Raw genomic sequence first — 11,153 nt, 5'->3', positions numbered from 1 at the left:
CCTTCGCAGGCAAGCCAGCTCCCACAGGTGCCGCGCCTTTTTCTGGCTATCGCGGTCCCTGTGGGAGCTGGCTTGCCTGCGAAGGGCTGCACAGCAGCCCCCAAACCTCAAACGCTGCTACGGGCTCCTGGCCGCACGCTGTCGACGCCGGCCTCATCATGCAACGAAATCCGCGACGTCTCCGGCAACGCCAACCCGCCTACCAGCGCCACCAGTGCAATCACCACCAGGTAAAACGCCGGCGCCAGGCTGCTGCCGGTCTGCCCGATCAACCAGGTCGCCACCAATGGCGCAGTGCCGCCAAACAGCGTGTAGGCCACGTTGTAGGTGATTGCCGATGCGGTATAGCGGGTCCGGGTCGGGAAGCTTTCCGACAGCAAAGCGGCAGTCACCACGCCACTGCACAGCGCACCGACCGCCAATAGAATCACCCCCAGCAGCGCCCCGGACAGCGAACCGGAACTGGCCAGCCAATACGCAGGGAACACGCAGATCATCACCCACAGGCAGGTGAAGCCAATGGTCTTGCGCCGCCCCACCCGGTCGGAAACCGCCCCGGCCAGCGGGCAGCCGATGGCGGCGAACAGCAAGGCCACGGTGGTCACCAGCAGCGACTGCGCGCGGGTCAGGTTGCCGACCAGTTGCAGGTAGGTGGCAAAGTAGGTGGTGAACATATAGAACGACAGCGCCGTCAACGAAATGAACGCCCCCAGGTTACGGATGGCTCGGCCATGGTTGCGCAGGGTCTCCTTGAGGGGCGAATGCTCGTGCTCCTTGCCTTGGGCGACGGCTTCGCGGAACGCTGGGGTCTCCTCCATGCGCCAGCGCAGGTACAGGCCCACCAGCCCCAACGGGGCGGCGATCAGAAATGGCACACGCCAGCCCCAGGCGTTCATCGCCTCGGCCGTCAGGTTCGCTTCCAGGCCATAGGCGATCACCGCCGCGCAGGCAAAGGCAGAAAAGGTCGAGACTGGGACAAAGCTGCCGTAGAACGCGCGCTTGTCGTTGGGCGCATGTTCCATCAGGTAGGCGCAGGCACCGGCGTACTCGCCCCCCGCCGAAAAGCCCTGCAGGCAGCGGGCCAGGGTTAGCAGTACGGGGGCCGCCAGGCCAATGCTGGCATAGGTCGGCAACAAGCCGATCAAGGTGGTGGAGCCGGCCATCAGCAGGATGGTCAGCGACAGGATGCGCTTGCGCCCAAGGCGGTCACCCAGCGCGCCGAACACGATGCCGCCGAGCGGGCGCAGGGCAAACGCCACGGCAAACACGGCAAAGGTCTTGAGCAAGGCCACACTGGCATCTTCGCTGGCGAAGAACTGGCTGGCGATGAGGGTGGCGAGAAAGCCATAAACGGCGAAGTCGAACCATTCGACGAAGTTGCCAATGGCCGAGGCGGCGATCACCCGGCGCAGGGTGGCGGGGGATACCTCATGAGGTGCGGACATATAGGAGCTCTCCGGATTCCATTGGCAGCCTGAATGAACGTGGCGCGGTCGGGCCGCGCCCTCATTGTTGTGTATGCCAGTAGATCGGTGAGCGCCCGCAGGGGCTTCGTCGAGGGCGACATTGGGATGCCTGTTTCAACCAGGCGGCTACTGCCGGCCCACCTTCCACGGCGCATAGTCGAGCTCGCTGTAACCTTCGGCCTTACCCTGCTCGTTGGGGCTGAAGCCTGGCATTTGGCTCAGGTCGAGCTTCATGCAACGGCTGTTGAGCTGCGCCTGCAGGTTGCCGTCCAGGCGGAAGGCGTCTTCACGCAGCGGGTTCGGGGAAAGCTGCACCAGGCAGCCCTCGACCTTGCCTTGGGTATTGGCCTGGTAGAACACTGAAGCCTTGCCGATGCTGGTGACCGGTTGATCGCGCAGCAGTTGCTGCCAGAAGTACTCACGCTGGGCAATGGCCCGATGGCGGGCGCTGCCGGGGGCCTGAATCGCGCGTGGCAACTGGACGACGATCGGTGCGCGCACCTCAAGCGTGTCTTCGCCGTTGAACAGCGCCGCTGGCACGACCGGGTAGATGGTTTTCCAGCACAGTGCTTCGACCAGGTTCGCCAACGCCTGATGGTCGGAGGGCATTACATCGGCGGGCAGTAGCGCGCCGTACTTGAGGGGGGCTTTTCTGGCCTTGCAGGCCACCGGGGCGCTCTGCCGGTCGAAGGTGACTTGCAGGGTGACGGCGCCAATCTGCTCGCCGGTCGGGGCCAGCGCGATGCTGCGCTGCAAGGCTTGCTGCATGTCGACGGTGAAGGTTTTGAAGGCCTGGGCATCGGCTTTTATCTGGCTGTCGGCAGAGGGGGAGGATTGGCAGCCGGCGAGCGTAACGAGGGCGGCGCTCAGGAGCGCGGGGGGCAGAATCTTGAACACGTGAACTTCCTTGCTGAAGCGGTAGCCGGGTGTCTTCGTGAGCCGGCGAATCATGAACATGGGAGCTTATCACTGGCGGCTCTGCCACGGGATAACCCCCGTGGCAGAGCCGTTCGCTCAGAAGCGCATATCCAGCGCCACCTCGAAGGTACGCGGCGCGCCCATGTAGTACTGGGAGCTGTAGGCCTGTTTGGCATACACCTCGTCGGTGAGGTTGCGCACCCGCCCAGTCACCGTGGTGTGTTCATCCAGCCGGTAGCGGGCGAAGGCACCGAACAGTGTGTAGGCCGGTGCCTTGAGGGTGTTGGCATTGTCGGCGTACACCGAGCCCACGTAGCGCCCATCGACCCCCGCCGACCACGCGGATGTGAAGCTGTAGGTCAGCCACAGGTTAGCGACGTTGGCCGGTACGTTGACCGGCGCATTGCCCTTGCGTGATACCGACACGCCGTTGACCGCTTCGTTGAACGTATCGTACTGCGCATCGACGTAGGCGTAGTTGCCCTCGGCCAGCAGTTTTGGGGTGACCTGCAGCCGCCCGGACAGCTCGACACCGCGTGAGGTCTGTTGACCTGCCTGGACCGTCAGGTTGGCATCGTTGGAATCGCGCACGGCGAAGTCCTTGCGCACGATCTGGTACAGCGCCAGCGTGGCGGCGCCGCGGCCGTCGAGGAAATCGAACTTGCTGCCGACTTCCCATTGCTCGCCTTTGGACAGGTCGAACAAGCCCACGTTGGAATAGGTCGCCGCCGCCAGCGAGCCGGCCGGCAAATCGGCTGAGCTGCTGTACTGTGCGTACACACTGGCGCTGGGCGTCAGCGCGTAGGTCAGGCCGATGCGCCCGGAAAGCGGCTCCCAACGGCGTTCGAAAAACGCCGGCGATGTTGGGGAGACCGCGCCGTAGTTGGTCACTTGCATGTCCAGGTAGTCGTAGCGCAGGGCGGTCAGCAACGCCAGGCGGTCGGTCAGTTGCAGGCGGTTTTCGGCAAACACCGCGCGGTTGGTGACTTCGTGGCGACGCTGTTTGGTCAGGCCGGCATTTACCCCAGGGATGTCGTCGAAACTGCCCGGGTCGAAATGGTCGGGGTCGACGACGTCGCTCCAGCTGCTCGACGTTGGGTAAAGGGTCTGGCGCATGCGCGAGTATTCCAGCCCCAGCGACCATTGGCTGGCGAAGCCGAACAGTGTGTTGTCATGGCGCAACTCGATGCGATCGCCCAACAGGTTCTGGTCGTGGCTTTGCAGGTAGGGGCTGCTGCGCTGCACCTTGCCATTGGCGGTGTAGCTGTAGCGTTCGACGTTGCGGTAGTCGCGTTGGGCGTTGTAGTGGTACAGCGTGTTTTGCACGCTGGTGCTGTCGCTGAGCTGGTAATCGAGGATCGAACGCAGCCAGCGTACGCGCTGTTCGTAGCGGCCATCGGCGACGTTGTAGTTTTCAAAGCGGCGGCTTTTGTCGATCTTCATCGTGCTGCGCCCCGGCAGGATCGGCGAGCCCCAGTACGGGCTGTCTTCGTGGTCTTCCTGATACTCCAGCGCCAAGGTGTGGGTGAGGTTGGGCGCCAAATCGCTGAGCACCGAAAACGCCAGGCTGTCGGTGTTTCGCTGGTTGCGGTCGATGTAGCCATTGCCCTGGCTCCGGCTGAAATCCAGGCGCATGAAGTGGCGGGCATCGGCGGGGTTGCTGGCCAGTGCCTGATTGATGCCGAAGGCCACTTCCGCGTCATCGAAGCTGCCATAGCGCACACGCCCGTCGATGATCTGCTGATCGCGGCTGGCAAGCTTGGTGATGTAGTTGATCGAACCGCCCACCGCGCCTGCACCGTGCAGGAAGGAGGACGGCCCACCGATCAGCTCGACCCGGTCGAGTACCCAGGCATCCACTGGCCGGGTGGCACTGCTGTAGCCCAGGTTGATGCCGTTGTAGAGCTGGGTGACCTGGTTCTGGGTAAAGCCACGGTAGGCGACGAAGCCGCCATAACCGGGGTTGGCCGAGGCGTTGACGCCGGTCATGGCGTTGATCACGTCCTGGCTGTCCTTGGCGCCGTGCGCCTCGATCAGGCGGCGGTCCGAGACACTGACCGACGCCGGGGTTTCCCGCGCGGTGAGGCCCAGGCGCGAACCGGTGCGGATCGGCTCGTCCAGTTGCACGCCGGAGGGGGCGTCGCGTTCGCCGTCGATGGTGGTGGCGTTGAGTTCAACCGGGGCGTTGTCGGCCCAGGCGAAGGTGCAAGTGCCCATGAGGAGCACCAGTGAGGTCTTGCGGATCATGTTGTCGTGTCTTCCACGCAAAGGTCATGGCTGACCACCAGCGCGCACGCAGGCGCGCCCGGTCGAGGTCAGGCGAAGAGAATGGCGGCGGGAAGAGCAGCAGGTGGGGCGCGGGGGTTGAGGGCAGGGCGTAGGTAGCGCGGTGGTGGCTGTGCCCAACTGCGCACGACAATGGGCGAGCTGGCCCCGGCCTGGGCCGGGATAAAGGCCCAGCCGGTGTGGGCAAGCGGCACCGCCAGGCCGAACGAGGAGCACACCGGGCAATCGAGCTGGGCCATGTGCTGGTCGCCACCGGCAGGCTCCAGGTCGATGGCCGGGCCATGGTCGCTGCTGATCGAACAGAAACCACCCTCAAGGCCGGCCAGGCGTAGGCCGCTCATCTGGCCGTGGTGCAGGCCGCACAGCAATAGGCTGAACAGGACGCAGGCATAGAGCGTCCAGGCGGTCAGCGTGCGGGTCTGCCGGGTGGTTTTCATGGCGGCGAATCTATCACCCGAATGAGGGGTCGGGTAGCCCTGATGACGCAAAATGCTGGGGTGCAAAGCACCCCGTGAGGTCAGGCCGCTCGCTCCAGTACATCCAGCAGGTCGGCAAACTCCAAGGCCAGCTTGTGCCGCGGCGCCAGATGCACCAACGGCACCGACACCTGGTGCGACTCGCGCATCTTGATCGAGCTGCTCAGGTACACCGGCAGCACCGGCACCCCTTCGCCACGCAGTTGATCGACCAGGGTCTGATGCAGTGCCGTACGCCCGGCGAACTGGTTGACGACCACGCCCTCCACCTGCAGCGACGGGTTGTGGTCCTGGCGCAGCTCTTCTACCTCGGCCATGACGCTGTGCAGCGCCTGGCGCGAGAAGCTGTCGCAGTCGAACGGGATCAACAGGCGTTCGGCAGCCACCAGGGCGCTGAAGGTGTAGAAGTTTAGCGCTGGCGGCGTATCGATGTAGATCCGCTCGTAGTCTTCGGCCAACTCTACCAGCAGCTTGCGCAATTTGTTGATCTTGAACTTGCTCTCCAGCTTGCTTTGCAGGTCGCTGAGGTCGGGGCTGGCGGTGATCAGGTGCAGGTTGCTGTAGCGGGTTTCGGTAATTGCCACACGGGGCTTCTTGCCGTGCGCGGTGGCGGATGACAAGGTTTGGCGGAAGAAGTCGGCAATGCCCGAGGGGATGGCGTCATTGACCAGGCCGGTCAGGTAGTACGTGGCATTGGCTTGCGGGTCGAGGTCTACCAGCAGGGTCCGATAGCCTTCAGCGGCACTGGCAGCGGCCAGGTTGCAGGCGATGCTCGACTTGCCCACGCCACCTTTCTGATTGAAAACCACACGACGCATGAGACGCTCATCCATGAAGAGTGAAAATGTCAGGTTGGGGTCAATCCTATGACTGAAACACGACAGTTTTATGACAAGGCTTGTAACAACTCATGCTGCGAGCCTGCCGTAGAGGGGCCGGTGCTGGTTTTCAGCGTCATGCAGGCTCGATGCACACCCGATTGCGCCCACTCTGTTTAGCGCTGTACAGCGCGCGGTCCGCCTTGCTCAACGTATCGCCAGGCCCGCTGCCGGCGGTGCCAGGCCAATGCGCGACCCCCAGCGAAACCGTCACCGCTCCCACCGGCTCGACCGACGTATCCTGCACCGCCACGCGTAGCCGCTCCGCCACCGCTGCGGCAACCTCCAGGTTGGCCCCCGGCAGCAGCATGAGAAACTCCTCGCCCCCTGTGCGGCACAGCAGGTCGCCCTCGCGGCAACAGCGGCGCATCACTTCGGCCAGCCGCCGTAGCACCTGGTCACCGACGTCATGCCCATGCGCATCGTTAACCCGCTTGAAATGATCGATATCCAGCACGATGGCCGAAAATGCCCGCCCTTCGACTTCCAGCAGCGACAGGCTGAAGTCCAGGTTGCGGCGGTTGCCCAGCCCGGTCAGCGGGTCGGTCTGGGCATCGCGGTTGAGCCGGCCGATGCGCTCTTGCAGCAAGTTGAGCCCGAACAGCAGCGCACGCTTGAGCTCGGCCGCCTCGAAGTACCAGGCCGGCACCCGACGCAAGCGCTCGGCAGTGCCCGCGCGGTCCATGGACCTGGCCCCGGCCGCCAACTGCCAGAGTGGCCGGGCGATGGTCATCGCCAGCCACCACAGCAGCAGGCTGCCCACCAGTGCCAGTGGCGCGGAGGTGCCGACCACGTTGAGCACCAGGTGGCTCAGCGGGGCCACGGTCTGCGCCAGCGGCTGCTGTGCCACCACCCCCCAGCCCGCGCTCGGCACTGTGGCGAAGCCCGCCAGCATTGCCACGCCCTGGCTGTTGGTCAGCTGGCGAGTACCGCTGTCCAGTGTCGCCAGTTGATCGATCAGCGCGTTGCCTTCCACCACTGTGCCGACCCGCTGGCTGTCCGGGTGATACAGCAGGCGACGGTTGCGATCGACCACATACAGGTACGAGCCGTCCTTGTAGAAGTGCTCGCCCAGCAGGCTGTTGAGGATGTTGCGTTCGCGCAGGTACAGGCTGCCGCCCACGTAACCCAGGTAGCGCCCATTGCTATCGAAGATCGGCTGCGACAGCGCCACCACCAGGTTGTTGGCGGTCGACAGGTAAGGGATTGAAACCAGTGGCCTACGTTCGTGGAGGGCTTCCTGTACCCCGGGTGACTGTACCTTGGTGCCCACGTAGTGATGCAGCGCGGCAGGGGAAACGGCCCGCAGGATGCCGTCGGCATCGACCACGAACGTCGAGTTGAAGGCAAGGCCCTGGTACAACACGCGATCGGTTTCCGCCTGCAGCGCGGCGGCATCAGCCAATTGGTGAGCTTGCACGCCGGCGCTGAAAGACAACTGCTGCAAGGCGCTGGCGATGAACGTCTCGGTGATGGACGCAAGCTTCGCCGCATACACCCGGTTGGCCTCAAGGGCATGGTCGATCAGCAACTGGCGTTGAACGCGATAGCTGGCGAAATAACTGGCGCACAGCATGACCAAGGCGGTCAGGGCGCAGAGAATCAGAATGAGCGAGCGTAGATCCAGGCGCAATCCGTGCTTGGTGTGTGGCAATCCTGACCTCACTGGTACGAAAAGGGTATAAGCCTGCTGCTTATAGGTGGAGTGGACTATTGTCGCCGCAGCCGCGTGCAGCGTCGATCACGAACCTGATTTTTCCAGTGCATCCAGCTCATCCTCGACTTGTTGCATGCGCTGCTCGGCCAGTGCCTGCACCTTCGCGTCGCGGGCGGTTTCGCGCATCAGGGCGGTCAGCTTGTCGCTCAGGCGTTTGCCGGCCTCGGTCGCTTCCAGGGCGCGGGCCTTGGCCGGATCCTGGGTGGCTTCGACGATGCTGGCGAATTCGGCGTCGGTGAAGTTCTTCTCGCTGTAGAGCTTGAACAAGTCCTGGCGCTGGTCGTCGACCGTCAGGTGTTTGCGCAGCACATCGCGGATGCTCGCTTCGGGCACCTGCGGGTGGGCCTGGGACAGCAGCGACGCCATGCGGTCGATGTTGTGCTCGTAGGCGTCCTGCAGGGGCAGCTTGGCCAGAATCTGTTCTTCGCGGGAGGGTTTCTGGTCGCAGGCGGCGAGGGCGGCGGTCAGTAGCAGTGGCAGCAGCAACATCTGGAGGCGGGGCATGGTGTGGCCTGGGTGGGCGGTGAAGACCTGCGATTATAGCGAGGTCACCCTGGCCGAGACGACCCCTGAATTTGCCTTGGGCCGCCAGCTGGGTTAGAACCTGTGCCCTCAATTCACTGCACGCACGCCCCATGCCGAACTGGATCATCCAACCCGTCCCACGGGATGCCATCGATGAAGTCGTGGTTTTCGTCGACACCGCCCGCCGCGCGCTCTTCCCCATGCTCAGCGCAGCACCGTTGCCCAATGACCTGGCCCGTTTCGCTGAGACGTACCTGGACGGCGAGGGGCTGTTTCTCGAAGCCCGTGATCAGGGCCAGCGGGTTGCTGTGATTGGCTATGTGCCCTATGACCACCGTTTTGCACAGCTTCACTATCACCCGATGCGGGTGGTCGAGGTGGTGCGCCTGTTCGTGTTGCCGGGGTATCGCCGACAGGGGCTTGCCGCGGCGTTGTTCGCGGCATTGCGCCAGGCCGCCGAGCAAGCGGGCGTCGAATGCCTGTACCTGCACACGCACCCCTTCTTGCCAGGCGCCATTGCATTCTGGGAGCGCCAAGGGTTCGTGGTGATCGATGTCGAGCAAGACCCCGTGTGGCAAACCACGCATATGCAACTGCGGCTGGGATGAGCGCCCGGTAACCTGTCAGAAGCCGCCTACAGCAGCTGCTTTGCAGTGTTCAACGCGTTCATTTCAAAAGCGCAGTTGCTTGCTAACCTTCTCTCTCAACGTTTAACCAACGCACCAGAGGGAGATACGCCGATGCCACACATGGCCCTGTACAAGCTCAAGCTGCTGGACGAATTCGAGGACCGTAGGGACCCATGGTCGTTCGGCCACTTCGAAAACAGGCTGATGGAATTGTGGCGGGGCGCCACGCGTCACGACGCCAAGGGCATCATCAATGCGGCGCACAAGGAAGGGCGTTGGCCCAGGACCGTGAAGCGTTACCTGCTGACCAACTACAAGGCCTTCGGCAATGTCAGTGGGGAGTTGGACCAGACGTTTGGCGAAGTGCTCGCCTCCATGACCGCGCAAGAAAAAGCCGAGTGGGGTTTGCAGGCGCCATCCGCTGTAGCACCCTGACCCCGGGGCTGCTTGTGCAGCCCATCGCCGACACTGGCCTGAAAACCTGTCAGAACCCCCCACCCAACGGCCACTCGACCGCCAGGCGAACCTGATCGCCATCGAGCTCCGCCTGCGCCGTGTTGCCGCGATGTGCGTTATGGCGTACCGAGAACGTGGTCCCCTTGGCCTTGCCACTCTGCACCACATACCGTGCCTCGAGGTCGCGCTCCCAATGCTTGCCGCCCTTGCCATAGCCCAGGTACGCATACCCGCCGGTGGGGTCGACATGCGTGCCATCGATATCGAACCCGCGCACATACAGCGCCGTCAGGTTCAGCCCCGGCACCCCATAGGCGCCCATGTTCAGGTCGTACCGCGCCTGCCATGACTTCTCGTTCGGCGCGTTGAAGTCCGACATCTGCACGGCGTTGGCAATAAAGATCGCGCCGCGCGTCACATAGTCGAACGGTGTATTGCCGTCCACCTGCTGCCACCCCAGGCTAAAGCCGTGCGGCCCCTGGTTGTAACGCGAGACCAGGCTCCAGGTGGTGTTGTCGATCCGCCCGGATAGCGCCTTGCCGGTGTCGGTGGTGCGGTACAGGTTCAGGTCCAGGCTCAGGCTGCGGCGCTCATCCAGGGCGTGGGTGAGGGTGCTGCCCAGGTAGTGCTGGTTCCAGCTGTCCTCGTAGCGCGAGGTATACAGGCTGGCGCTGAGTGCTGCGCTGGGGTTCCAGACTGCGCCCGCCAGGTCGAAGCTAGTGCCCTGGCGGCCATTGGAATAGTTCACCACGAAGCCCTGGTTGTGGCTGGAGGCGTTGCGGTCTGTGCTCTCGTTGAAGTGACCGGCCACCAGCCGCAGCGTGTCGATCTCGTTGCTGCTGAGAAAAAAGCCGGTGGCGGTCTCAGGCAACAAGCGGCTGTCGGACGAACTGAACACCGGGGTCTTCACCCGCTGCTCGCCGTAGGACAGTACGGTGTTCGATACCCGCATCTTCAATGCTGCGCCCGCTCGGCTGTATTCATGCTTCGGGTGCCCGTCATTGTCGACGCCCAGCAGACGCGCCTTGCCGACACGCCCGCCGCCGCTGTCGAGCTGTACACCCAGGTAAGCATGGGCATCGACACCTACGCCAATCAGGCCTTGGGTGAAGCCAGACTGCAACGTCCCCATCAGGCCATAGGCCCATTCTTCGGCGTTGCCGTTGCGTTCGCTGCGCGGCTTGTAGGCATTGCGCCCACTGCTGTTGCGCCCGCCATGCTTGTACTCGCGCTGGTCGAACACGCTGCGGTTAAGCAGGCTCCAGCTACCGTCCTCGACAAAGCCCTTGCTCAGGGACTGGGCGGAGTCAGCCAATGCGAAGGGGGCAAGCCCTGCCAGAGGCAGGGCCAGCAACAGGCGGCTCATTGCCCGGCCTGCAGTTTTTTCAGTTGCGCCTCAAAGCGGGTTTTCGCCCGAGCAGGCAGGCTGGCAGGCAATTCGGCGGGCGCCGCGTCACCCACCTGGACCACCATCACCATGCCCATCGCCAGGTGCGGAATGCACTGGATACCGTACATGCCCGGTACGCTGAAGGTGTGCTCGTAGGGCTGGTTCAACTTGCTCTTGAACGCCTGCGCCCCCGGCGGCAGCAACCCCGGCACACTGGCTGCGTTGTGCCCACTCATGCTCGGCACAAAGCGCACCGTATCACCGGCTGCAATGCGCAAGTGATCCGGCTCATAGACCATCGCACCCTCCGTGCCACGGTTGAGCATCTTCACTTCGTGCACCTCTGCCAGCGCGGCAGGGGCAAACAGGGTGCTGGCGAGCAGCAGGGCGACAGGGCGCAACAGCATGGTGG

The 11,153-nt window shown here is 63.8% G+C and carries 11 protein-coding genes; 2 read left to right on the top strand and 9 right to left on the bottom strand.

The genetic code is table 11. The annotated features are described in order from the left end of the window. Positions 1-107: 107 nt before the first annotated feature. The 7 genes from ACSSU5_RS01015 to ACSSU5_RS00985 all read right to left on the bottom strand — a co-directional run bounded on the left by ACSSU5_RS01015 (position 108) and on the right by ACSSU5_RS00985 (position 8,245). The gene (locus ACSSU5_RS01015; RefSeq protein ID WP_492560416.1) at positions 108-1,445 is read right to left on the bottom strand and encodes an MFS transporter; all 1,338 of its coding nucleotides are present in this window, start codon (positions 1,443-1,445) and stop codon (positions 108-110) included. A 147-nt stretch (positions 1,446-1,592) separates the two neighbouring features. Then, positions 1,593-2,363, bottom strand: coding sequence for a hypothetical protein (locus ACSSU5_RS01010; RefSeq protein ID WP_492560415.1), 771 nt, complete (start codon positions 2,361-2,363; stop codon positions 1,593-1,595). 117 nt (positions 2,364-2,480) lie between these two features. Beyond that, positions 2,481-4,631, bottom strand: coding sequence for a TonB-dependent receptor (locus ACSSU5_RS01005; RefSeq protein ID WP_492560414.1), 2,151 nt, complete (start codon positions 4,629-4,631; stop codon positions 2,481-2,483). Between the two features lie 68 nt (positions 4,632-4,699). Then, positions 4,700-5,107: a DUF2946 family protein gene (locus ACSSU5_RS01000; protein ID WP_264312677.1), complete on the bottom strand. Its 408-nt coding sequence runs from the start codon at positions 5,105-5,107 to the stop codon at positions 4,700-4,702. Between the two features lie 80 nt (positions 5,108-5,187). Beyond that, complete coding sequence (locus ACSSU5_RS00995) at positions 5,188-5,964, bottom strand: ParA family protein (protein ID WP_492560413.1); 777 nt, start codon at positions 5,962-5,964, stop codon at positions 5,188-5,190. 136 nt (positions 5,965-6,100) lie between these two features. Further along, complete coding sequence (locus ACSSU5_RS00990) at positions 6,101-7,678, bottom strand: sensor domain-containing diguanylate cyclase (protein WP_492560412.1); 1,578 nt, start codon at positions 7,676-7,678, stop codon at positions 6,101-6,103. A gap of 87 nt (positions 7,679-7,765) precedes the next feature. Next, the gene (locus ACSSU5_RS00985) at positions 7,766-8,245 is read right to left on the bottom strand and encodes a hypothetical protein (protein ID WP_264312680.1); all 480 of its coding nucleotides are present in this window, start codon (positions 8,243-8,245) and stop codon (positions 7,766-7,768) included. 131 nt (positions 8,246-8,376) lie between these two features. Here ACSSU5_RS00985 and ACSSU5_RS00980 point away from each other — a divergent pair, with 131 nt between their 5' ends. Together ACSSU5_RS00980 and ACSSU5_RS00975 are read left to right on the top strand one after the other, a co-directional pair. Beyond that, the gene (locus tag ACSSU5_RS00980; RefSeq protein WP_264312681.1) at positions 8,377-8,874 is read left to right on the top strand and encodes a GNAT family N-acetyltransferase; all 498 of its coding nucleotides are present in this window, start codon (positions 8,377-8,379) and stop codon (positions 8,872-8,874) included. 132 nt (positions 8,875-9,006) lie between these two features. Beyond that, positions 9,007-9,330: a hypothetical protein gene (locus ACSSU5_RS00975; protein ID WP_264312682.1), complete on the top strand. Its 324-nt coding sequence runs from the start codon at positions 9,007-9,009 to the stop codon at positions 9,328-9,330. Between the two features lie 49 nt (positions 9,331-9,379). Here ACSSU5_RS00975 and ACSSU5_RS00970 read toward each other — a convergent pair whose 3' ends face one another. Next, positions 9,380-10,717, bottom strand: a complete 1,338-nt coding sequence (locus ACSSU5_RS00970; protein ID WP_492560411.1) for an OprD family porin — start codon at positions 10,715-10,717, stop codon at positions 9,380-9,382. Beyond that, entirely contained in the window at positions 10,714-11,148 is a 435-nt protein-coding gene (locus ACSSU5_RS00965; protein WP_492560410.1) for a pseudoazurin, read from the bottom strand. The genes ACSSU5_RS00970 and ACSSU5_RS00965 overlap by 4 nt, the downstream gene beginning before the upstream one ends. Between the last annotated feature and the right edge of the window lie 5 nt (positions 11,149-11,153).

The sequence above is a fragment of the Pseudomonas sp. E1MeOHC2 genome, from assembly GCF_058745025.1.
This window is presented reverse-complemented; position numbering and strand designations above follow the sequence as displayed.

What these genes read in the sequence shown, in the direction of transcription:
- ACSSU5_RS00985 (WP_264312680.1), bottom strand. Translation starts at nt 8,245, where the DNA reads ATGCCCCGCCTCCAGATGTTGCTGCTGCCACTGCTACTGACCGCCGCC.
- ACSSU5_RS00975 (WP_264312682.1), top strand. Translation starts at nt 9,007, where the DNA reads ATGCCACACATGGCCCTGTACAAGCTCAAGCTGCTGGACGAATTCGAG.
- ACSSU5_RS00995 (WP_492560413.1), bottom strand. Translation starts at nt 5,964, where the DNA reads ATGCGTCGTGTGGTTTTCAATCAGAAAGGTGGCGTGGGCAAGTCGAGC.
- ACSSU5_RS00980 (WP_264312681.1), top strand. Translation starts at nt 8,377, where the DNA reads ATGCCGAACTGGATCATCCAACCCGTCCCACGGGATGCCATCGATGAA.
- ACSSU5_RS01015 (WP_492560416.1), bottom strand. Translation starts at nt 1,445, where the DNA reads ATGTCCGCACCTCATGAGGTATCCCCCGCCACCCTGCGCCGGGTGATC.
- ACSSU5_RS00970 (WP_492560411.1), bottom strand. Translation starts at nt 10,717, where the DNA reads ATGAGCCGCCTGTTGCTGGCCCTGCCTCTGGCAGGGCTTGCCCCCTTC.
- ACSSU5_RS01005 (WP_492560414.1), bottom strand. Translation starts at nt 4,631, where the DNA reads ATGATCCGCAAGACCTCACTGGTGCTCCTCATGGGCACTTGCACCTTC.
- ACSSU5_RS00965 (WP_492560410.1), bottom strand. Translation starts at nt 11,148, where the DNA reads ATGCTGTTGCGCCCTGTCGCCCTGCTGCTCGCCAGCACCCTGTTTGCC.
- ACSSU5_RS01000 (WP_264312677.1), bottom strand. Translation starts at nt 5,107, where the DNA reads ATGAAAACCACCCGGCAGACCCGCACGCTGACCGCCTGGACGCTCTAT.